This window comes from Ruegeria marisflavi (assembly GCF_025673445.1).
GTDB lineage: Bacteria > Pseudomonadota > Alphaproteobacteria > Rhodobacterales > Rhodobacteraceae > Ruegeria_B > Ruegeria_B marisflavi.
On record NZ_JAOVQN010000016.1, the window covers coordinates 1 to 20,564 of the forward strand.

Here is a 20,564-nt window from a genome sequence, read left to right on the forward strand (position 1 = left end):
CACGGCTCAAAACCATACCGCGCACACCTCGTCAACGTCATGACAAAACGCGCCGTAATAGCGGCGGCGTAAAGCGCAGCCGACTACAAATGCACCGACCCCAGAGTTTGCAGTCGCAAACTCTGGTCACAAAATTTCATCTGAAAATTTGGATGTGCAGAACGTTTTTCTTTGCCACTCGCAAAAAAAAGGAAACCCTGCCCATCGGGCAGGGTTTCGGCATGTTCAGTTGAGACGGCTCACTTGTTGGGTAGCGGGCCGATCATCATGACCATCTGGCGGCCTTCCATCTTGGGCATGTTTTCGATCTTGCCCAGTTCCTTGATGTCCTCGGCCACGCGTTCGAGCAGGTCCCGGCCAAGGTTCTGGTGGGCCATTTCGCGGCCCCGGAACCGCAACGTGATCTTTACCTTGTCACCATTCTCCAGGAACTTGGCGACGCTTTTCATCTTTACGTCGTAATCATGCGAATCGGTGCCGGGACGGAACTTGATCTCCTTCACCTCGATGATCTTCTGTTTCTTGCGGGCTTCGCTTTCGCGTTTCTGCTGTTCGTACTTGTACTTGCCGTAGTCCATGATCTTGCAGACCGGCGGCGTCGCGTTCGGCGAGATCTCGACAAGGTCGAGACCGGCTTCTTGGGCCATGGTCATGGCTTTGGCGGGGTGTACCACCCCCACATTTTCTCCATCCGCGCCAATCAGACGAATTTCAGGGGCGCGGATCTTGTCGTTGATGCGCGGGCCGGTGTCTCGTTGCGGCGGCGCATTATGCGGTCTGCGGGCTATGGGAACATTCCTTTGTTGTTAGCAGAAATTCGAAGCCGGAAAATAGACTGGCCTGCACAGTCTTTCAAGCGGCTTCCTCCATGGAACCCGGTAAAACAGCGCATCAATCGGAACCGGGGCCTGTGGCCCGGCCCCTAGGTCACCCGACAAAGGCTTTTTCGATCACGAACTCGCGCGGGTCGGAATTGGCGCCTTCGGTCAGGCCGAACTCTTCGAGGATTGCCTTGATGTCATGGTTAAAGGCCAGGCTGCCGCAGACCATGGCCCGGTCGGTTTCCGGCTTGATCCCACCATCGATGCCCAGATCGGCAAAGACGGTGCCGTTCTTGAGCAGTTCGGTGATGCGGCCCATGCGCGGGCTCTCTTCGCGGGTGGTGGTGGGGTAATAGCGGATCTTTTCGGCAAAGCCTTCGCCCATCAGTTCGGCCAGGAGCTCGTCCTGGCGGACCTCTTCGATCAGCTGGCGGCCGTATTCCAGTTCCGCCACCTCGCGGCAGGTATGGGTGATGATGACCTCGTCATAGTCCTCATAGGTCTGCGGCTCGCGCAGCAGCGAGGCAAAGGGGGCAAAGCCGGTGCCGGTGGCAAAGAACCAGATGCGCTTGCCGGGCAACAGCGCGTCATGCACCAGTGTACCAACGGGCTTGGGCCGCAGGATGATCTGGTCGCCGGGTTGGATATGCTGAAGCTTCGAGGTCAGCGGCCCGTCCTGCACCTTGATCGAGTAGAATTCCAGCTCCTCGTCCCAGGCGGGCGAGGCGATGGAATAGGCGCGCAAAAGCGGCTTTCCGTTGTCCCCCAGAAGGCCGATCATCACGAACTCGCCCGAACGGAACCGCAAGCTGGCGGGGCGCGTGACACGGAACGAGAACAGCCGGTCGGTCCAGTGTTTCACTTGCGTTACGGTCTGGGCGTCGGGCAGGGTGGGGGCCTTGATGGCGGCGGCTTCGGTCACGGGTCTCATCTCGGTCATTGTTACGTCACCGGTGCGGTAATCCGGCGCCTCTCTCTAGTCTTTGACATACATCATGAAAAGGGGATTGTCTCCCCTTTTTGTTAGTACACGAATGAAATGGGGTAATCAGCCGCGCAACCGGGCCTGATAGTCATGCGCCTGCCAGTCGGCGCGGGCCTGCCACTGTTCCTCGGGCTGGCGCGCGGCCAGCGCCGCGTCGATCTCGACCTCGTCAAAACCGGCGCGGCGGGCCATGGCGTATTGATCGGCCAGCACATGGCCCTTGGCCCGCAGCCGCCCGGTATAGCCGTGCAGGCGCAGGGTGCGCGCGATGGTGAACCCGCGCCCGTCGGCGAAGGACGGGAAGTCCACCCTCACCATGCGCACCCGTGCCAGCCGTGTGGCCAGCGTATCGGGGTCGGCATCGGCGGGCACGTCCAGCGCCACCACATCATTGGCCACATCGCCCAGGGCGGTGAATCCGTCGGTCCAGTCGTCGGGCTGAAAGCCCTGGTCGGTCACGAGTACAGTCATGTCTTTTCTCCGCTGCGGACCATCTTTCCGTCGATGAAATGGATGCCGCATTCTTCCTTTGTCTGATTGCGCCAGCGTCCGGCGCGCGGGTCTTCTCCGGGCGCCACCGGCGAGGTGCACGGCGCGCAGCCGATCGAGGGGTATCCCTGTGCCACCAGCGGATGCCGGGGCAGGCGGTTTTCCTCCATATAGGCGCGCACGTCTTCGGGGGCCCAATGGGCCAGCGGGTTGACCTTGATCCGGCCGGTGCCGTCCTCGACCTCAAAGAAGTCGACCGCGGCGCGGGTGCCGGCCTGGAACCGCTTGCGCCCGGTGATCCAGCCGTCATAGCCCGACAGCGCCCGTTGCAGCGGGATCGTCTTGCGCAGGGTGCAGCAGGCATCGGTATCGCGGAGGCGCAGCGCGCCATAAGGGTCGTCGCGGGCCACGTCATCGGCATCGGCGCGGATTACATGGACATTGCGCAGCCCCAGTCGTTCGCTGACTTCCTGTTGATAAACAAGGGTTTCCGCGAACAACATCATGGTATCAATGAACAATACCGGCACCTGCCGGTCGATCACCGCCGCCATGTGCAACAGCACCACCGATTCCGCGCCAAAGCTGGACACCAGCGCGATATTGCCCGCCTCGCGCAGCGCCCCGTGCATGACATCAGTGGCGCTGTGATGCTTGTAGCGGGCGTTGAGCGCCGCGACCTTCTGCGTCAGAACACTTCGGTCGCGGCCCAGTTCGGTCTGGATCTCGTCAAGCGGCATCGGCGCGGGCCTCGGGATACAGCGCCGCCTTGAACGGCGCCATGCCAACCCGGCGATAGGTGTCGATAAAGCTCTCCTTGCGGTCAACTCGTTGATCCAGATAGGTTTCCACGATCCGCTCGATGGCGGGCACGATCTGGTCATAGGCAAAGCCTGGGCCGGTCCGCGCGCCGATGGCTGCGGTTTCGGTGGCGTCGCCGCCAAGGGTGATCTGGTAGTTCTCGACACCTGCGCGGTCGAGGCCCAGGATCCCGATATGGCCCACATGGTGGTGGCCGCAGGCGTTGATGCAGCCCGAGATCTTGATCTTCAGCGCGCCGATCTCGTGCTCCAGCTTCAGCTCTTCGAACCGGGTCGCAATCTCCTGCGCCACGGGGATCGAGCGGGCCGTCGCCAGGGCGCAGTAATCCATGCCGGGGCAGGCGATGATATCGCTGATAAGGCCGATATTTGCCGTACTTAGACCGTTTTCCTGAAGTTTCTTGAAGATCGCGTGCAGATGCGCGCGCGGCACATGCGGCAGGATCACGTTCTGCTCGTGGCTGATGCGCAGCTCGTCATAGGCATAGCGCTCGGCCAGATCCGCCATCACCCGCATCTGTTCAGCGGTGGCGTCGCCCGGTGTGGCGCCATGCGCCTTGAGCGAGATGGTGACGATGGCGTGGTCCGCGCGCTTGTGCGCGGCGATGTTGGTATCGACCCAGGAACGGAAGATATTGTCTGTTTTGTACGCCTCTTCAAAGCCGGATTGACCGTTTTGTACAAATTCCGGCGGCGCGAAATGCGCCTTGATCCGGTCCAGCAGCGCCATGTCGGCGCCCTTGAACTGACCGCGCACCTTGATGAACCTCTCGTTCACCTTGGCCCGGATCGCGTCGATGCCATGTTCGAAAACGGTGATCTTGATGCGCGCCTTGTGCTTGTTGTCGCGCCGCCCGATCTGGTTCCAGACCGAAACGGTGGCTTCGAGATAGGCGAGCAGATCGTCAAAGGCGACAAAGGGGCTCAGCTCCTGCCCGATCATCGGCGTTCGGCCCAGGCCGCCACCGACGATGACGCGGGCTCCAAGCACGCCGTCGCGCGTCACCAGTTGCAGGCCGATGTCATGCGCCTTGATCACCGCGCGGTCATTGGCGGACCCGGTGATGGCAATCTTGAACTTGCGCGGCATGAACTGGAACTCGGGGTGGTCGGTCGACCACTGGCGGAGCAGTTCGGCATAGGGCCGGGGGTCGGCCACCTCGTCGGCGGCGGCCCCGGCGAAATGGTCGGCGGTCACGTTGCGGATGGTGTTGCCGCTGGTCTGGATCGCATGCAGCCCGACCTCGGCCAGCGCGTCGAGCATGTCGGGCACGTCGCTCAGCTTGGGCCAGTTATACTGGATGTTCTGGCGGGTGGTGAAATGGCCGTATCCCTTGTCCCAGGTCTCGGCCAGATAGGCCAGTTTTCGCATCTGGGCGCTGTTCAGCGTGCCATAGGGGATCGCCACCCGCAGCATATAGGCGTGCAGTTGCAGATAGAGCCCGTTCATCAGGCGCAGCGGCTTGAATTCGTCCTCGGTCAGCGAACCGTCAATGCGGCGCTCGACCTGGGCGCGGAACTGGGCGTTGCGCGCGGCGAGAAAGGCGGTGTCGAATTCGGAGTAGCGATACATGTCTGGCTGTCCTTGGTGCAGCCCCGGAACCGGGGCCTTTTAGAGGGGTGGGACTGGCGCTCAGGCCCGGGGCTGCGGAGAGGTTTCCTGTTTGCCATGGGCGTAATTCGATGGCCCGGTGCGGCGGAAATCCTCTCGGAAATGAACCGGCTCGGGCCCGTTCGGGCCGGACCGGACGTCGGCCAGGTAGGCGCCGACCACTTTCGACACCTGCCGGGCGGCGTCGAGCAGGCGCAGTTGGGCATGCGCCTCGTCGGTGATCAGCTCGGCCTCGGTCAGATCGCGCGACCAGCGGTCATCTGCGGTCTGATAGATCACGTCGCCTTCGATCAGGTCATTGGCTGTGACCACCTTGGGTGTGAATGCGCGGGCCATCGGTTTCGCTCCTGTTTGACTTGGGTTTCAATATAGGGAATATTTCCCAATCAAGGCCAGATGTCGGAGCAAATAAGGAAAGTTGTTCTGCTTCATCGGCGAATAAGAACATCTGTTTCGAACTGGAAGGAAAACAGGAATGTCGGTGCGCATCGATGAAACCGATCGGAAAATTCTGGTGGAGCTGCAACGCGACGCCAGCCAGTCGCTGGACGATATCGCCAGCCGGGTGGGCAGTTCCAAGACGCCGGTCTGGAATCGAATCCGCAAGCTGAAATCGGCCGGGGTGATCGGCCAGCAGACGGTGATTCTGGACTCCGAGGCGCTGGGGTTCGAGGCCTGTTTCTTTGTCCTGATCCGCACGTCGGAGCACGAAGCGGAATGGCAGCGCGACTTCCTCAAGGCGTTGCAGGGCCGACCCGAGGTGCAGGAGGCGCACCGGCTGGCGGGCGATATCGACTATATCCTCAAGGTGCGGGTGAAGAATGCGCGCGCCTATGACGCGTTCTATCAGGCGCTGATCTCGGAGGTGCGGGTGCATAACGTGACAGCCCTGTTGTCGATGGAGGAGATCAAGTCGACAACCATGCTGCCACTATAGGCGGGTTGGGGGGCGCTGCCCCCCGTCGCCTGCGGCGCCTCCCCCCGGAGTATTTCAGGCGAAATGAAGGGGCGGGTCAGGCGGGATGGACGCGGAGTGCGCCGAGCCCGTGGAAGTGGTAACTGTTTGAGAAGGCGGGCGGTTCGGCCAGGCGCAGATGCGGGCAGCGGTCGAACAGGATCGGCAGGGCGAGGCGCATTTCCAGCCGCGCGAGCGGCGCGCCGACGCAGAAATGCAGCCCGCCGCCAAAGCTGGTGTTGGTCTGGATCGGGCGGGCCGGGTCGAACCGGTCGGGATCGGGCCAGAGCGACGGATCACGATTGGCGGCGCCGAGCAGCAATGCCACTTGGTCCCCGCGGCGAAAGGTATGGCCCGCGATCTCGGCCTCGGCATAGGCATAGCGGGTGAACATGTGCAGGGGCGGGTCGAAGCGCAACAGTTCCTCGATGGTGGTGTCGATACGGGCGGGGGTCAGCCATTCGGGCCCGGTGCCGGTGTCAAGCACCGTGCGGAGCCCGTTGCCGAGCGCATGCACCGTGGCCTCGTGCCCGGCGTTCAGGAGCAGGATGCAGGTGGCGATCAGCTCGTCGGGCGACAGCCGGTCGCCCTGTTCCTCGGCCGCGATCAGCTGGGTGATGAGATCGTCGCCCGGGGCGCGGCGGCGGCTGTCGATATAGCCGCGCAGGAAGGCAGAGAATTCGGCGCTGGCGCGGGCGGCGGCCTCTTCGGTGACGCGCGAGCGGCCGGCCTGGTACATCGCCACCATCGCGTGCGACCAGTCCAGAAGCTGCGGTGCCATCGTCTCGGGCACGCCCAGCAGGCGGCAGATGGTGATCACCGGCACCTGGGTGCAATAGGCTGTCAGCAGGTCGACCTCGCCCGCCGGGAAATCGTCGATCAGGCGGTGGCACAGCGCCTCGATCCCCGGGGCCAGATCGGCGATGGCGCGCGAGGTGAAGGCGCGCATCACCAGCGCGCGCAGCCGGGTGTGGCGGGGCGGTTCTGCCTCGAGCAGCGAGTGGCGTTCGACCATCAGCCAGGGGGCGAGGTGATCGGGGCCGGTGAGCGGGGTCAGCGGCTCGCGCCCGAAGCGGCGGTCGCGCAAGAGTGCGGCCACGCTGGCGTGGTCAAAGGCCGCGACCATGCCGTACTCGGCCCACAGGTGCAGCGGCCCCGCCGCGCGGGCGCGGGCGTAGAGCGGATAGGGGTTCTGGACAAAATCCGGGTCGGTGGGGGACTGGTGCAGGATCTTCATGGCACTGCACCCTTGCCTTGGCCGCGCGCGGATGCAAGACCCTAGGATATGCGGCGCTGGTGGATCATCCTCGGATTTCTGGCGGCGGTCGGCCTGATGGCGACCGGCGTCTGGTCCTATGGGCTGCGCCAGGCGCTGGGGCAGCTGTCGCAGCGGGCCGAGGCCGATCTGGAGCTGGCCACCGACCGGCTGACGGCGCAGTTGCAGCGGTACCAGGAAACCGCCGTTCTCCTGGCCGATCACCCGGCGCTGGACGATCTGGGCACCAGAGAGGGACAGCGGCGGGCACAGGCGCTGTTTCTGGATATCGCGGACAAGACATCGGCGCTGGAGATCCTCTATGCCGATACCCGCGGGGCGGTGCGGGTCTCGGCGCGCGGCACGTCGTTTGGGGATGTGTCGCAGACCGGCTACTTCCGGCGCGCGCTGCATGGGGCGCTCGGCAGTGAACACGGGGTCCAGCATCCGCTGGACCAGCGCGCCTTTTACTATGCCGCGCCCGCATTCGGCCGCGATGGCAAGGTGCGCGGCGCAATGATTGTGGCGGTGGATATCGCGCATCTGGAATGGGATTGGCGCGGCAATACGCCTGCGGTGTTCTTTACCGATGCCTCAGGCGTGGTCTTTATCTCGAACCGCAGCGAGCTGTTGTGGTGGACCCGCCCGGCGGGCCAGCCGGGGCTGGTCCCGGCCAAGGGGCCGTCGCGGCCGTTCCAGGCGCGCTGGGTGGCCGGGCACGAGATCTGGCGTCTGGACTGGGGGCCGTACCTGCCCAAGCGGGCGCTGCACCTGTCGCGGGCGCTGCCGGTGATCGGCATGACCGGCGAGGTCGTGGTCGATATCGCCCCGGCGCAGCGGATCGCCTGGTTGCAGGCGGCGGCGGTGGCGGCGATCTGCCTAGCCTTTGGCGCCATGCTCTATCTCGCGACCGAGCGCCGCCGCACCCTGGCCGAGGCCAATCAGGTGCTGGAAAGCCGGGTGGCGCAGCGGACACGGGCGCTGACGGCGGCCAACAGCGCACTGCGTCGCGAGGTGGCCGAGCGGCAGGAGGCGGAGGCGGCGCTGAAACGGGCACAGGCCGAGCTGGTGCAGGCCGGCAAGCTGAGCGCGCTGGGGCAGATGTCGGCGGGGATCAGCCACGAGCTGAACCAGCCGCTGATGGCGATCCGCCAGTTCGCCGACAATGGCGCGGCCTTCCTGTCGCGCGGGCGTCAGGACAAGGCGGGCGAGAACCTGACCCGGATCTCGGACATGGCCGCACGGATGGCGCGGATCATCAAGAACCTGCGCGCCTTTGCCCGCAACGAAAGCGAGCCGATGAACCGGGTTGACCTGGCGCAAGTGATCGCGACCGCGATTGAGCTGACCGAAACCCGGATCGCGGCGGACGGGATCACGATGGACTGGCAACCGCCCGAAAGCCCGGCGCTGGCCTGGGGCGGCGAGGTGCGGCTGGTACAGGTGTTCGTCAACCTGATCACCAATGCCGCCGACGCCATGACGGCAACCCGGGACCGGCGCATCCGTATCCGCGTGGTCGAGGGCGCGCGGCTGATGGTCACCGTATCCGATAGCGGGCCGGGCATCGCCGACCCCGAGAAGATTTTCGAGCCCTTCTATTCCACCAAGGCGGTGGGCAGTTCCGAGGGGATGGGGCTGGGCCTGTCGATCTCTTACGGGCTGGTGCAGAGCTTTGGCGGCAATATCCGGGGCGAGAACACGGGCGAGGGCGCGACCTTCACCGTGGAACTGGAACGTTACAGAGAGGATGAGGCGGCATGATCCGCAAGGTTCTGTTGGTCGATGACGATGCCGCCGTGCGCGAGGCGCTGAGCCAGACGCTGGAACTGGCGGAGTACGAGGCGGTGACGGCGGGGTCCTTCGTGGCGGCCAAGGATCATATCACGCCCCGGTTCGAGGGCGTCATCGTGTCCGACATCCGGATGCCCGGGCGGGACGGTTTTCACCTCTTGAACTACGCGCGCGAGACCGACCCGGAACTGCCGGTGATCCTGTTGACCGGCGAGGGCGATATCCCGATGGCGGTCAAGGCGATGGGCGATGGCGCGTTTGATTTCCTGGAAAAACCCTGTGCCGCCGCCGATCTGCTGGCGGTGATCGGGCGCGGCATCGGGGCGCGGGCGCAGGTGCTGGAGACCCGCGCGCTGAAACGGCAGCTGGAACGCGGCGATCCGGCGGCGCGGCTGCTCTTCGGCAGCTCGCCGCAATCCGAGGCGCTGCGCGAGCGGGTGCGTACGGTGGCCCCGACGCTGGCCGAGGTGCTGGTGACCGGGCCTGCGGGTAGCGGCATCTCCAAGGTGGCCGAGGTCATTCATCTGATGTCGCCGCGCGCGCAGGGGCCGTTCCTGAAACGGCCCGCCGCAGGGTTGGACGCGGCCGAGTTCACACGCCTGTGCAAGGACGCGGCCGAGGGATCGGTGTTCCTCGACGAGGTCTCGGCCCTGTCGCAGGCCACCCAATACGCCGCGCTGGAGCAGATCGAACAGGGCAGGGGTGTGCGGCTGTTGGCGGGCACCACCGCCGATCTGGCCGCGCTGGTCGAGCAGGAGCGGTTCAACGCCGATCTGTTCTATCGTCTCGAAGGGATGCGGGTGCGCATCCCCTCGCTGGCCGAGCGGCCCGAGGATATCCCGGTGATCTTCCGCCACTATGTGGTGCAGGCGGCGGAGCAGGCGGGCATCCCGGTGCCCGAGGTCACGCCCGATCTGCTGGCGGCGCTGATGGCGCAAAGCTGGCCGGGCAATGCGCGGTCACTGATGTCGGCGGCGATGCGGTTCGTTCTGGGTATGCCCGAGGAGGTGGCCGAGGCCGCCGAACTTGGGCTGAGCGAGCAGATGGCGCGGGTCGAACGCTCGCTTCTGATCGCGGCGCTGGGGCGGCATAACGGTCATGCCTCGGAGGCGGCGCAGGCGCTGAAACTGCCGCGAAAGACGTTTTACGACAAGCTCGCCCGCTATGGCATCAAGCCCGAGACCTACCGGCGCTGACGGATCGGGCTGGGGCGTGCCGAAGAACATTCGACGAATTTTCTTCGGCGCCCGACTCACTGAGCCCACGCGATTCGCGCTGCTTGTGCGGAATTCCGCACAGGGCCTGATCGGCCTGTGCGGATTTCCGCACAGGTGCGCGACCGGACTTGATGAGTTCCTGGCTAATCTTTCCTCAAATATATGAAATTATGACATAAAATACCCTCTGCGGCCCCGGTGTGACTATCTGTTGAGTGCGGCGTCGCGAATCGCTTCACTGCCCGCCATGCGGCTTCTTGAGGAAGGAGCCCAGAGGAGCATCACCAAGAATTTCGGGAGGAGACCGATATGAAATTCCTGACCACCGCTGCAACCGCGCTGGCGCTGAGTGTGACCGCAGGGGCCGCCCTGGCCAGCTGCGAAGAGGGCGAGATCGTCGTCAAGTTCGCGCATGTGACCAACACCGACAAGCACCCCAAGGGTATTGCCGCCTCGCTGCTGGCCGAGCGGGTGAATGCCGAGATGAACGGAACGATGTGCGTCGAGATCTATCCGAACTCCACGCTTTACAACGATGACCAGGTGCTTGAGGCGATGTTGCAGGGCAACGTCCAGTTGGCCGCGCCCTCGCTGTCCAAGTTCGAGACCTTCACCAAGCAGTTCCAGATTTTCGACCTGCCCTTCATGTTCAAGGACATCGCGGCGGTCGACGCTTTCCAGAAATCGGAAACCGGTCAGGCGATGAAGGAATCGATGGTGCGCCGCGGCCTGCTGGGTCTCGAATTCTGGCACAACGGCATGAAGCAGATGTCGGCCAAAAAGCCGCTGATGACGCCGGATGATGCCAAGGGTCTGAAATTCCGCGTGCAGCCGTCCGACGTGATCGTGGCACAGATGGAAGCACTGGGCGCCAGCCCGCAGCCGATGGCCTTCTCCGAGGTCTATGGCGCGCTCCAGACCGGCGTTGTCGACGGTCAGGAAAACACCTGGTCCAACATCTACGGCCAGAAGTTCTTTGAGGTGCAGGACGGCATCACCGAGACCAACCATGGCATCATCGACTATCTCGTGGTGACCTCGGTCGACTGGATGGACAGCCTGGATCCGGCGGTGCGCGAGCAGTTCACCACCATCCTGAGCGAGGTGACCGACGCGCGGAACGCCGCCGTGGGCGATGTCGACGCCGCCGCCCGCCAGTCGGTGCTGGATGCTGGCGGCGTGATCCGCGAACTGACGCCGGAACAGCGCCAGATGTGGGTCGATGCGATGAAACCGGTCTGGGAGAAGTTCGAGGACGGTATCGGCGCCGACAACATCGCCAAGGCGCAAGAGTTCAACAACGCCAGCTGATAAGCTTGGCGGGGCGGCCCGGGTCCCGGGCCGCCCGTTCCCTGTCCCTACGGACATCATCCCATCTTTCGGAGAATGATCATGTCTCGTCCGTCGCATGACGTGACCGGCCAGTCGGAGTCCGCCTTCGGTCGCGTGATAAACAATATCGAGGAGACCGCCATCGCCGTCATCCTCGGCCTGATGACCCTGCTCACCTTCATCAACGTGGTTCTGCGCTATGTCTTCAACAGCTCGCTGATCTGGGGACTCGAAGTGGTGCTGATCCTGTTCGCCTGGCTGGTGATCTTCGGGGTCAGCTACTGTGTGAAGGTGACGGCCCATCTGGGGGTCGACGTGGTCATCAACCTGCTCAATCCCGGCGGCCGCAAGATGATGGCGCTGGTATCGGGCCTGTGCTGCATCCTCTATGGCATCATGCTGTTCAAGGGGTCGTGGGACTATTGGGCGCCCTTTGCCGCGCTGCAACCGACCGAGGGCCGCTGGTTCCCGCTGGGCTTTACCGAAGGGGTGCGCGACCGGGCCTTCTATGTCACCGACCAGGTGCCGATGCTCGAAATCTTCCGCTGGCTGGAACCGCTGATCAACTACGGCGAGGAATACGAGAAACTGCCGCGGGTGATCCCCTATTTCATCCTGCCGGCCGGCTCGGCGCTGCTGCTGTTCCGCTTTGTACAGGCCACGCTGGGCGTGCTGCGCGGGTCCCGCGAAAGCCTGATCGTGAGCCACGAGGCCGAAGACGCGGTGGCCGAAGCCGCCGCCCTGAACAAGGACTGATCCGATGGATGTCGTCATTCTTTTCACGATGGTCGTGGGCTTTCTGCTGATCGGCGTGCCGATTGCGGTGTCGCTGGGCCTCAGCTCGATCATCTTCCTGCTGGCCTTCTCGGACACCTCGCTGGCCTCGATCGCGCAGAGCTTTTACCAGGCGATGGCAGGGCACTATACGCTCCTGGCCATTCCGTTCTTCATCCTGGCCTCCAGCTTCATGTCCACCGGGGGCGTGGCCAAGCGGATCATCCGCTTCTCCATCGCCTGCGTCGGCCACCTGCGCGGCGGTCTGGCGATTGCGGGCGTCTTTGCCTGCATGCTGTTCGCGGCGCTGTCGGGCTCCTCGCCCGCGACCGTAGTCGCCATCGGCACCATCGTCATCGCGGCGATGCGGCAGGCGGGTTATACCCGCGATTTCGCCGCTGGCGTGATCTGTAACGCAGGCACCCTGGGCATTCTGATCCCGCCGTCCATCGTGATGGTGGTCTATGCCTCGGCCACCGATGTCAGCGTCGGCCGGATGTTCCTGGCGGGCGTCATTCCGGGTATCCTGGCGGGCCTCATGCTGATGATCACCATCTACGTGATGGCGGTGATGCGCGGCATGCCCAAGGGCGAGTGGCAGGGCTGGGGTGAAGTTGGCGCCTCGTTCCGCGACGCGTTCTGGGGGCTGATGCTGATCGTGATCATCATGGTCGGGATCTACGGCATCCCGGGGATCACGGGGGCGATCTTTACCCCGACCGAGGCGGCGGCCGTGGCGTCGATCTATGCCTTCATCATCGCCATGTTCGTCTATCGCGACATCGGTCCGCTGCGTCCCCGCGAGGCGCGCAGCCTTTCGGCGGCCGCCGTCACCGACGGCTCGGTCGAACCGCGGCCGCTGTCGCTGTTGGACAAGCCGCAGGCGCTGATCACCGCGTTCTTTCACCGCGACACCCGCGACACGCTGTTCGATGCGGGCAAGCTGACCATCACGCTGATGTTCATCATCGCCAACGCGCTGATCCTCAAGCATGTGCTGACCGACGAGCAGATCCCGCAACATATCGCAGGCGCGATGCTGGACGCGGGTTTTGGTCCGGTGATGTTCCTGGTGATCGTCAACGTGATCCTGCTGATCGGAGGTCAGTTCATGGAACCCTCGGGCCTCATCGTGATCGTGGCGCCGCTGGTGTTCCCGATTGCCATCGAGCTGGGCATCGACCCGATCCACCTGGGCATCATCATGGTGGTGAACATGGAGATCGGCATGATCACGCCGCCGGTCGGTTTGAACCTGTTCGTGACCTCGGGCGTGGCGGGAATGCCGATGATGTCGGTGGTGCGCGCGGCGCTGCCCTTCCTGGCGGTCCTCTTCGTCTTCCTGATCATGGTGACGTATATTCCGCCGCTCTCGACCTTCCTGCCCAATTCGCTGATGGGGCCGGAGATCATCATCAAGTAGCGGTCGGATCAGATAAAAGAGAACGCCGGGCTGGGGAACCTGCCCGGCGTTTTTGTTTCTGTCCCGATGCCTTTCTGTTCGTCGGCTCAGCCCTCGGGTCGTGGCGGAACGCGCCGCTTCTGGAACCCGGTCTTGGACTGTTCGAACCCGGCATCCTGATAGAACCGCAAAACCTCGGGCCGGTGCGAGCCTGTCATCAGCATGAGCTTGTAGCAGCCCGCCTCCCAGGCCGCCTCGGCAGCATGATCGAGCAACCGCCGGCCAAACCCGTGTTGCCTGAAATCGGTATGGGTCACCACATTCTCGATCAGCCCATAGGGGCTGCCGCCTCGCGTCAGGTTGGGAATGACGATCAGGGTGCAGGATGCAACCAGAGTACCCGCGACCTCTCCGACGAAAACACCGCTGCCTTCGTAGCGGCTCAGTTGCTTCAGGATGCCCCGCGCCGCATCCGGCGCGGGCGGCGGCGCGTCCTCGGGGTCGAGGTGCCGGTAGAGGTCGAAGAGTTGCGGCAGGTCCTGATCCGAGGCCTGCCGGACCGCAAGCGTTGGTGATGTCATGTGTGCATGATCCCGGACCTGCCCGGCGTGGGCAAGCGGCAAAGCGGCGGTGTCAGCCGGCCGCCAATTCCAGCGCCGTGACGATGGGCGAGAAATCGGCGGCGCTCAGGCTTGCGCCGCCCACCAGCGCGCCGTCGACATTGGACACGGCAAAGATCTCGGCCGCGTTGCCGGGTTTCACCGAGCCGCCATAGAGCAGGCGGATGCCATGACCTGTCTCGGCGCCATAGCGGCCCACCAGTTGGCCGCGCAGCGCGTCATGCACCTCGGCGATCTGTTCCAGCGTCGGCACCTTGCCGGTGCCGATGGCCCAGACCGGCTCATAGGCGACGACGATCTGGTTGCCGGTGATCCCGTCGGGCAGCGAGCCTGCAAGCTGGCCGCAGACCACATCCAGCGTCTGGCCCGCTTCGCGTTCGGCCAGCGTCTCGCCGATGCAGACCACGGCGATCAGCCCGGCCTCCAGCGCGGCGCGGGTCTTGGCGCAGACCTGCGCGTCGGTCTCTGCGTGATCGGCGCGGCGTTCGGAATGGCCCAGGATCACGGCGCCGGCACCCGCATCGGCCAGCATCGCGGCGCTGATGTCGCCGGTATGCGCGCCCGAGGCTTCGGCATGGCAATCCTGCCCGCCCAGGGTCACGGCGCTGCCCAAGATCGCCTGAGAGGCGCGCGACAAGAGCGTGGCGGGCGGGCAGATCAGGATATCGACGGTCGGGGCGGGGTGGGCGGTGGCGATGGCGTCAAGCGCGTCCAAAGCGGCGCCGGTGCCGTTCATCTTCCAGTTGCCTGCCGCCAGTTTCCGCCGCATGTCCTGCCTCCTGCCCATCCATTGTTCAAATGTCGCAACCGGATAACACCGGTATGCGGACAAGACAATCTGGCGGGGGCAAAAGGGATCAGGCCTTGCCGAGGCTTTCGTCGAACTTGATCGATTCGCCGCAGCCGCAGGCATCGACCACATTGGGGTTCTTGAACTTGAACCCGGCCTCCAAAAGCGAGACCTCGTAATCGATCTCGGTGCCGAAAAGGAACATCTGCGCCATGGGCGCGATCAATACCCGGGCGCCATCCTGTTCGACCACCTCGTCATGCGGATCGGTCTGGTCGACATAGTCCATGGTGTATTCCATGCCGGCACAGCCGCCTTTCTTGACGCCGATGCGCAGGCCGGAATGACCGCCCTTTGCCATCAGGCGGGCGATCTGGGCGGCTGCCCTGGGGGTCATCGTCACGGCCTGTTTGCCGGGAATGCCGAACATGGGGGTCTCCGTTGTCGCGCGTTGTCTTTAATCTAGGGCTGGGGTCACGTCGGCTCAAGGGGCTTGGCCGGTGGAAAGGGCCGTTCCTGCAAAGGAACGGCCCGGCCGGAAGGATCGGGGCTTGGGGTTGGCTGCGATCCGGGCCGGGTGTTTTGGGGATGGGGGATAGGCCCGGCCGGCGCGGTCAGGCTGACCCAATCTTGTAACGGGCACATGACAGGGGTGAGAACATTTTCCGACAGTCCTGCCCGGATCCGTCACATGAATCCCAGTTCCAGCCGCGCCTCGTCCGACATCATCTCCATGCCCCAGGGCGGATCCCAGGTCATTTCCACGTCGACCGATTTGACGCCGGGCACGGACTCGACCGCCGCGACCACCCATCCGGGCATCTCGCCCGCCACCGGACAGCCCGGCGCGGTCAGCGTCATGATGATCCGCACGTCGCTCTCGGGCGAGATCTCGACGGTGTAAATCAGGCCAAGTTCAAAGATATTGACCGGAATTTCAGGGTCATAGACGGTGCGGCAGGCCTCGACCACCGGGTCATAGAGCGGGTGACTTACGGTCGACGGCGCAATTAGCGGCGCGCCTTCCATGGGTTCTGTCGCGTGGGTCATCAGTTTCTCTCGCCGTTTCCTGAGTGTTTATATAGGAAAATAGAAGGGGGCGTCCAGTGGGGCAGGCACCGCGTCAACGCCACAAGTGCGCATAGGTGGAAAAAACGCCCTGAAGCTTGCTCAACAGCCGGTTGGCGGCGCCGGGGTGGCGGATCTCGCCGGAGGACAGCCGCTCGACCGCCAGTTCGACCGGACAGGGGCGACCGTTCTGTGGATCCCAGTAGCGGGGATAGTCGATCAGCGCCGCATGCACCAACCCGGCCAGATCGGGGTGCGCCTGGCGGCGGGCGGGCACCGGGCCCAGATCGCGGGTCAGGCCCCAGCCCGCGTAGAATGGTCCGCCCAGCGTGGTCACCGGCACGCCGCGCAACAGCGCCTCGAACCCCAGAAGTGAGGTCATCGTCCAGACCTCGTTCACATGCGCGAGGAGCGCGGCCGGATCGGCCGCGTTCGCCACCACATCGGCCAGCCCCTCGGCCTCGATCCGGCCGCTGCGTAATCCGGCCTCGACATCGGGGTGCGGCTTGTAGACGATCACCACCTGCGGATTTGCGGCGCGCACCGCGCGCAACAGCTCCAGGTTGGTGCGCACCTCGCCCGCGCCGGTGCGGATAGAGGCATCGTCCTCCACCTGTCCCGGAACCAGGATGCGATGACCGGGCGGGAGCTCGGGCAGGGCGCCGCCCAGATTGTACTTGCTTACACCCGCCCGGGTCAGGCGGTCGATCAGCCGTTCGGCGCGGCGGCGCTGGTCGTCGCGCAGGGTCGCGCGAGCGGCGATTAGGTGCTCCATCCGGCTGGGCCGGGTCGGATCGTAATAGATGCCCAGATCGTCGGTCACCAGCGACAGCGGCGGTACCAGTTCGGCACCCAGACCGCGCGAGCGCAGGAACCCGTCCTCGACCCGCACGGCGGGGCGGTCGGGATCGGCCTTGGCCGCCCAGACCATATGCGGGCGCGCATCGTCCCGGGCGGGGGTGTCGGTGAAACTCACCTTGCCATACCGCCCGAACATCCGCCGGAGCGGCTTGCGCTTCCATAGCCGCATGCCGCCCGCGGTCCAGCCGGCGCGGTCCTGTCGCCAGGCCCGCACGTCCGCCTCAAGCGTGTCGAGCACGGTCTCCAGCTCGCATAAGCAATCGCGGTGCTGATCGTACCAGGTGGGATAGAGGATCATCGCGGCGGCAAAGAGCTGCGCGCGCGTCAGGCGGCGTTCGCGGCGCGGCACCGGGTGTTCGTCCAGGCTCAGCCCCCAGCCCGCGTAAAAGGGCTGGCCAAAGACGCGCGGCTTGTGTCCGGCCAGGATCGCCTCGAACCCCAGTTGCGAGGACAGCGTATAGACCCCCACCGCGCCGTCGAGCAGCACCCAGGGGCTGACAGGCGCGTCATAGAGGCTGACCCGCGCGGTGATATCACTCGCGCCGTAATAGCCCGGGCGGAATCCGGCAGCGGTTTCGGGGTGGGTCTTGATCAGCACCCGCGCGCCGGGATGCTCCTCTTGCGCAAAAACCAGCATCTCTCGGAACAGCGCATCCGTGCCCTTGCTGGCGGTGACCGAGGCATCGCCGCGCGTCTGGTCGACCACCAGCACATAGCCCGGTTCTGGGGGTGTCAGGCCGGGGTCGGTGGCTGAGTATTTGCTCAGGTGGCTGTCGCGGATCCGCACGATGGCATCGCGTGCCCGGTTCAACAGCGCGGTATCGTCCAGTGGGTGGCTCGCCAGCATCTGTTCCAGATCGCTGGGCGTGGCAGGGTCGAAGTACACGCCCGCCTGGTCCAAAAGCAGGCCCAGGGGCGGCTCGCCCGCCCGGCCGGGAAAGAGCGAGCGCAAGAACGCGTCCTCGACCCGGAGCAGAGGCGCCGAGCGCCGCGCGGCGACCTCCAGACCTCGATGGGCAGTGGGACTATTACCCCAGATGCCGACCTGATCGCCTTCGGAGGGCAGGCCCAGCCGGATGTCATAGCCCGCCAGCGACAGGATGCGGCGCAGGCGGGCCTGCGTCAGGAAACCGCCGTTGTAAACGAACAGCCGGGAGCGGTCACCCCCGGCTGTCGTTTCATTTCTGGGCGGCATCAGAAGCTGCTGGACAGTGTTGCCACGTTGGCAAAGGGTGTCAGCCCACCGGAAATCAGCGAGATTGCCTTGGTCCACTGGGTATACGGCGCCTCGGTCACGTAGAGCGTATCCTCGTCCCGGATCACGAAATCGCGGGCGATGAAGAGGCCGTTGGGTTCGGTTAGGTTCAGCACGTAGACCATGCGCTGTGCGCCTTGCAGGTCGTCGCGGCCCAGCACCTGACCGGCGATCTCGGCCGGTTCGTTGCGGAACACAAAGACCCCGGTCGGGTCGGAGGCGGCAGAAATCAGGCCGCCGATCTGGGCGATCGCCTCAAGCGCGGACAGGTCCTGGGTCTCGAAGGGCACGCGCGCCTGAGTGCTGGTGGCCCCAAGCGCGGTGAACGAGCGGGTGTCCTCCTCGACCAGGATCCGGTCGCCGCCGCGCAGGGCGATGTCCAGCTCGGGGTGATTGAACAGGTCCTGGTACCAGACCTTTCCCTGCTGGTTGCCACGGATCACGGTGACTTCGGCGATGTCGGGTTGGATGGTAACGCCGCCAGCCTGCGCCAGCATGGTCGCCAGCGTGCGGGTTGGTCGTTCGATCGGATAGATGCCCTGGCCGCCCACCGCGCCGGTCAGCGACACGGTCGCGCCGTCGCCCGCAAGACGGCGCACCTGAACTTGCGGGTCGGGGGTCTGTTCCTCAAGCTTGGCGGTGATCGCTTCGCGCAATTGGTCCGGCGTATTGCCCGAGGCGCGCAAGCGTCCGGCATAGGGCACAAAGATGAAGCCGGCGCTGTCAACCTGCACCTCTTCCAGAATCGTGGCATTGGTACCTTCGCTGGCCAAGAGCCCGTCATCGACGTTTTCCCAGACGGTCAGGCCCAGAACGTCGCCGGGCCGGATCGTGTCCGAAGTCAAAGTCGAGGCATTCCTGAACGCGTCCGAGAATCCAAGTGCAGGCACGACAGCGGTTGCGCGTGTCACGCGGTCGTTTACTGCGACGATAAAGGCATCGCCTTCCTTCTGTACAGAACCAGCAAAGATTTCCCGCTTGTTGGGCCCGACTTTCGGCAACGAACATGAGGCCGCGACAGACATCGCGGCCAGCACGGCAACGGGCTTCGCCCAGCGGACGGGGTTAAGTTTCACTGCTCGGTCTCCTCGACCTTATATGTTTCTGCCTCGGTTTTTTGCTCAAACTATCGGAATCCGGATGAAAAATCCAGTACCTGGAGTTGTGCCGTTCAGTTGACCAATCGCAACTGTTGCCTCGGCGCCGCTTTCCCGGACTTGAGCGCATCATAAGGGTCGTCGCGCGACAACATCATGTCGACCACCTGGCGCAGAAGCTGTCGGCGCCCCTTGCGAGAATAGAAACCACCGGGCAACTGACTGGTTTCCAGCAGGTAGCGGCGGTACTCCTTGTAGGCGCGGCTGTCGGGGCGGTCGGCGGCCGCGAAAAAGTCGGCCACCGGCTGGGTCGAGACGAACTCGGGCTTGTCATATACCGCGCGGCCAAACACCTTGAGCGGAATGCCGCGCCACAGCACCTGTTGTCCGGCGGTCGAGTTCACGGTCACGGCGCTGCGCGCGTCGTTCAACAGCTGCGCCAGCTTGCCGCCACGCACGTAATGCACCCGACCATGCAACCCGTGTTGACGCGCCAGCCGCCGCACCTCGCGCCGGAGCGGCACGCGGCCGTTTTCCAGCGGGTGCGCCTTGACCACCAGATGGTGATGGCGTGGGGCGCCGGAGGCGAACCCGTCAAAGATCTCGGCAAGGAAATCGGTCATCGTGGCAAAGGGCGAGTGCATCCGGAACGAACTGTCATGTTCCAGCTGTAGTAGCGCCAGATGATAAGGGAACCCGCCGTTGCGAATGCGGGCGGTGGCGATCATCCTTTCGACCGCCAGCACCGGCATCAACAGCAGGCGTTGCAGGTAGAGCTGAAATTCCTTGGTCACCGGCAGGTCGCGATGCGGCTTGAACCGGCGGTACCCCTGGTTGGTGAACATGACGAACCAGTGATAGAGCGCGCCGTAAAAGATGTGCTGGCGCATGTCTCCCCAATGGGCGGGCGGCAGTGGCGTTTCCATGTCCGACAGCGCCAGTGCTTCGCGCATATCCTCGATCGTCATTTCCATCAGGCGTGAATTGCCGTTCGACCCGCCGCGTTCATAGGTGACCCAATAGGGCCGCAGATAACCTTCCTCGAACACATGAATGCCCAGGCCCCTGGCCCGCGCGGCGGCAACGGCGGCAGCATGTATGGGCCGGGTATCGCCATAAAGCACGATGTCGGTCACGCCCCGAGTGTCCAGTAGATCGTCCAGCGCCGCTGGCCAATCCTCATGCGCGCCCTTGTAGGGAACATAGCTCTGGGTGTGGAACCAGAAGGCCCGGTCACCCGAATTGAAGCCCACGCGCCAAACCTCGGCCCCTGCCGCACGCAACATCCGGCCAAGCGCGTCAAAGAAGGGGCCATGCGGCCCCTGCAGGAATAGAAAGACCCGCCTGGCCTGGGTCTTGTTCGGCATCTGCGGTCCTTTTCCAGCTGCGCCTGCCCAAATTCGCGGCATTCCCGGT

The 20,564-nt window shown here is 64.5% G+C and carries 21 protein-coding genes; 7 read left to right on the forward strand and 14 right to left on the reverse strand.

Going from position 1 to position 20,564, the window contains the following annotated elements:
* The coding region (locus OEZ49_RS15165; RefSeq protein WP_263389110.1) for a hypothetical protein at positions 1-233 on the forward strand (233 nt) is incomplete at its 5' end.
* A 6-nt stretch (positions 234-239) separates the two neighbouring features.
* Here the strand turns inward: OEZ49_RS15165 and infC are convergent.
* The 6 genes from infC to OEZ49_RS15195 all read right to left on the reverse strand — a co-directional run bounded on the left by infC (position 240) and on the right by OEZ49_RS15195 (position 5,064).
* Positions 240-788, reverse strand: coding sequence for a translation initiation factor IF-3 (gene infC / locus OEZ49_RS15170; RefSeq protein WP_317853179.1), 549 nt, complete (start codon positions 786-788; stop codon positions 240-242).
* Positions 789-927: 139 nt separating this feature from the next.
* Positions 928-1,761, reverse strand: a complete 834-nt coding sequence (locus OEZ49_RS15175) for a ferredoxin--NADP reductase (protein ID WP_263389111.1) — start codon at positions 1,759-1,761, stop codon at positions 928-930.
* A gap of 108 nt (positions 1,762-1,869) precedes the next feature.
* Complete coding sequence (locus tag OEZ49_RS15180) at positions 1,870-2,277, reverse strand: DUF934 domain-containing protein (RefSeq protein WP_263389112.1); 408 nt, start codon at positions 2,275-2,277, stop codon at positions 1,870-1,872.
* Positions 2,274-3,035, reverse strand: a complete 762-nt coding sequence (locus OEZ49_RS15185) for a phosphoadenylyl-sulfate reductase (protein WP_263389113.1) — start codon at positions 3,033-3,035, stop codon at positions 2,274-2,276. Before OEZ49_RS15185 ends, OEZ49_RS15180 begins: the two co-directional genes overlap by 4 nt.
* Positions 3,025-4,689: a nitrite/sulfite reductase gene (locus tag OEZ49_RS15190; RefSeq protein WP_263389114.1), complete on the reverse strand. Its 1,665-nt coding sequence runs from the start codon at positions 4,687-4,689 to the stop codon at positions 3,025-3,027. The genes OEZ49_RS15185 and OEZ49_RS15190 overlap by 11 nt, the downstream gene beginning before the upstream one ends.
* Positions 4,690-4,749: 60 nt before the next feature.
* Entirely contained in the window at positions 4,750-5,064 is a 315-nt protein-coding gene (locus OEZ49_RS15195; protein ID WP_263389115.1) for a DUF2849 domain-containing protein, read from the reverse strand.
* 139 nt (positions 5,065-5,203) lie between these two features.
* Here OEZ49_RS15195 and OEZ49_RS15200 point away from each other — a divergent pair, with 139 nt between their 5' ends.
* A complete protein-coding gene (locus OEZ49_RS15200; protein ID WP_263389116.1) occupies positions 5,204-5,665 on the forward strand; it encodes an Lrp/AsnC family transcriptional regulator in 462 nt (153 codons plus the stop codon).
* Positions 5,666-5,741: 76 nt separating this feature from the next.
* Here the strand turns inward: OEZ49_RS15200 and OEZ49_RS15205 are convergent, their stop codons facing one another.
* Positions 5,742-6,920 carry a cytochrome P450 gene (locus tag OEZ49_RS15205; protein WP_263389117.1) on the reverse strand — a complete coding sequence of 393 codons (1,179 nt, stop codon included), beginning with the start codon at positions 6,918-6,920 and terminating at the stop codon, positions 5,742-5,744.
* 48 nt (positions 6,921-6,968) lie between these two features.
* On the opposite strand from OEZ49_RS15205, the gene OEZ49_RS15210 reads away from it, so the two are divergent.
* The 5 genes from OEZ49_RS15210 (at position 6,969) to OEZ49_RS15230 (ending at position 13,478) form a co-directional block, all read left to right on the forward strand.
* Positions 6,969-8,702 carry a sensor histidine kinase gene (locus tag OEZ49_RS15210; RefSeq protein WP_263389118.1) on the forward strand — a complete coding sequence of 578 codons (1,734 nt, stop codon included), beginning with the start codon at positions 6,969-6,971 and terminating at the stop codon, positions 8,700-8,702.
* A complete protein-coding gene (locus OEZ49_RS15215; protein WP_263389119.1) occupies positions 8,699-9,928 on the forward strand; it encodes a sigma-54-dependent transcriptional regulator in 1,230 nt (409 codons plus the stop codon). Before OEZ49_RS15210 ends, OEZ49_RS15215 begins: the two co-directional genes overlap by 4 nt.
* Before the next feature lie 330 nt (positions 9,929-10,258).
* Entirely contained in the window at positions 10,259-11,260 is a 1,002-nt protein-coding gene (locus tag OEZ49_RS15220; protein WP_263389120.1) for a DctP family TRAP transporter solute-binding subunit, read from the forward strand.
* Positions 11,261-11,341: 81 nt separating this feature from the next.
* Positions 11,342-12,037 carry a TRAP transporter small permease gene (locus OEZ49_RS15225; RefSeq protein WP_164130135.1) on the forward strand — a complete coding sequence of 232 codons (696 nt, stop codon included), beginning with the start codon at positions 11,342-11,344 and terminating at the stop codon, positions 12,035-12,037.
* A gap of 4 nt (positions 12,038-12,041) precedes the next feature.
* Positions 12,042-13,478 (forward strand): TRAP transporter large permease, encoded by a 1,437-nt coding sequence (locus OEZ49_RS15230; RefSeq protein WP_164130133.1) that lies wholly within the window; start codon positions 12,042-12,044, stop codon positions 13,476-13,478.
* Positions 13,479-13,564: 86 nt separating this feature from the next.
* Here the strand turns inward: OEZ49_RS15230 and OEZ49_RS15235 are convergent, their stop codons facing one another.
* The 7 genes from OEZ49_RS15235 to OEZ49_RS15265 all read right to left on the reverse strand — a co-directional run bounded on the left by OEZ49_RS15235 (position 13,565) and on the right by OEZ49_RS15265 (position 20,515).
* On the reverse strand, positions 13,565-14,038 hold the full coding sequence (locus tag OEZ49_RS15235; RefSeq protein WP_263389121.1) for a GNAT family N-acetyltransferase: 474 nt from the start codon (positions 14,036-14,038) through the stop codon (positions 13,565-13,567).
* Between the two features lie 52 nt (positions 14,039-14,090).
* Positions 14,091-14,846 (reverse strand): triose-phosphate isomerase, encoded by a 756-nt coding sequence (tpiA, locus tag OEZ49_RS15240; RefSeq protein WP_263389122.1) that lies wholly within the window; start codon positions 14,844-14,846, stop codon positions 14,091-14,093.
* Positions 14,847-14,934: 88 nt separating this feature from the next.
* Positions 14,935-15,297, reverse strand: coding sequence for a HesB/IscA family protein (locus OEZ49_RS15245; protein WP_263389123.1), 363 nt, complete (start codon positions 15,295-15,297; stop codon positions 14,935-14,937).
* A gap of 257 nt (positions 15,298-15,554) precedes the next feature.
* On the reverse strand, positions 15,555-15,917 hold the full coding sequence (locus OEZ49_RS15250) for an SUF system Fe-S cluster assembly protein (protein ID WP_263389124.1): 363 nt from the start codon (positions 15,915-15,917) through the stop codon (positions 15,555-15,557).
* 73 nt (positions 15,918-15,990) lie between these two features.
* On the reverse strand, positions 15,991-17,991 hold the full coding sequence (locus OEZ49_RS15255; RefSeq protein ID WP_263389125.1) for a capsular polysaccharide biosynthesis protein: 2,001 nt from the start codon (positions 17,989-17,991) through the stop codon (positions 15,991-15,993).
* Entirely contained in the window at positions 17,991-19,076 is a 1,086-nt protein-coding gene (locus OEZ49_RS15260) for a polysaccharide biosynthesis/export family protein (protein WP_397545677.1), read from the reverse strand. The genes OEZ49_RS15255 and OEZ49_RS15260 overlap by 1 nt, the downstream gene beginning before the upstream one ends.
* Positions 19,077-19,222: 146 nt before the next feature.
* Positions 19,223-20,515 carry a capsule biosynthesis protein gene (locus OEZ49_RS15265; protein ID WP_263389127.1) on the reverse strand — a complete coding sequence of 431 codons (1,293 nt, stop codon included), beginning with the start codon at positions 20,513-20,515 and terminating at the stop codon, positions 19,223-19,225.
* Between the last annotated feature and the right edge of the window lie 49 nt (positions 20,516-20,564).

Bases quoted from the DNA above. Each gene is read 5' to 3' on its own strand.
- OEZ49_RS15250 (WP_263389124.1), bottom strand. From the start codon at position 15,917: ATGACCCACGCGACAGAACCCATGGAAGGCGCGCCGCTAATTGCGCCG.
- OEZ49_RS15265 (WP_263389127.1), bottom strand. From the start codon at position 20,515: ATGCCGAACAAGACCCAGGCCAGGCGGGTCTTTCTATTCCTGCAGGGG.
- OEZ49_RS15230 (WP_164130133.1), top strand. From the start codon at position 12,042: ATGGATGTCGTCATTCTTTTCACGATGGTCGTGGGCTTTCTGCTGATC.
- OEZ49_RS15215 (WP_263389119.1), top strand. From the start codon at position 8,699: ATGATCCGCAAGGTTCTGTTGGTCGATGACGATGCCGCCGTGCGCGAG.
- OEZ49_RS15185 (WP_263389113.1), bottom strand. From the start codon at position 3,035: ATGCCGCTTGACGAGATCCAGACCGAACTGGGCCGCGACCGAAGTGTT.
- OEZ49_RS15190 (WP_263389114.1), bottom strand. From the start codon at position 4,689: ATGTATCGCTACTCCGAATTCGACACCGCCTTTCTCGCCGCGCGCAAC.
- OEZ49_RS15210 (WP_263389118.1), top strand. From the start codon at position 6,969: ATGCGGCGCTGGTGGATCATCCTCGGATTTCTGGCGGCGGTCGGCCTG.
- OEZ49_RS15175 (WP_263389111.1), bottom strand. From the start codon at position 1,761: ATGACCGAGATGAGACCCGTGACCGAAGCCGCCGCCATCAAGGCCCCC.
- OEZ49_RS15200 (WP_263389116.1), top strand. From the start codon at position 5,204: ATGTCGGTGCGCATCGATGAAACCGATCGGAAAATTCTGGTGGAGCTG.
- OEZ49_RS15245 (WP_263389123.1), bottom strand. From the start codon at position 15,297: ATGTTCGGCATTCCCGGCAAACAGGCCGTGACGATGACCCCCAGGGCA.
- OEZ49_RS15220 (WP_263389120.1), top strand. From the start codon at position 10,259: ATGAAATTCCTGACCACCGCTGCAACCGCGCTGGCGCTGAGTGTGACC.
- OEZ49_RS15180 (WP_263389112.1), bottom strand. From the start codon at position 2,277: ATGACTGTACTCGTGACCGACCAGGGCTTTCAGCCCGACGACTGGACC.
- tpiA (WP_263389122.1), bottom strand. From the start codon at position 14,846: ATGCGGCGGAAACTGGCGGCAGGCAACTGGAAGATGAACGGCACCGGC.
- OEZ49_RS15235 (WP_263389121.1), bottom strand. From the start codon at position 14,038: ATGACATCACCAACGCTTGCGGTCCGGCAGGCCTCGGATCAGGACCTG.
- OEZ49_RS15195 (WP_263389115.1), bottom strand. From the start codon at position 5,064: ATGGCCCGCGCATTCACACCCAAGGTGGTCACAGCCAATGACCTGATC.
- OEZ49_RS15260 (WP_397545677.1), bottom strand. From the start codon at position 19,076: ATGTCTGTCGCGGCCTCATGTTCGTTGCCGAAAGTCGGGCCCAACAAG.
- OEZ49_RS15205 (WP_263389117.1), bottom strand. From the start codon at position 6,920: ATGAAGATCCTGCACCAGTCCCCCACCGACCCGGATTTTGTCCAGAAC.
- OEZ49_RS15255 (WP_263389125.1), bottom strand. From the start codon at position 17,991: ATGCCGCCCAGAAATGAAACGACAGCCGGGGGTGACCGCTCCCGGCTG.
- OEZ49_RS15225 (WP_164130135.1), top strand. From the start codon at position 11,342: ATGTCTCGTCCGTCGCATGACGTGACCGGCCAGTCGGAGTCCGCCTTC.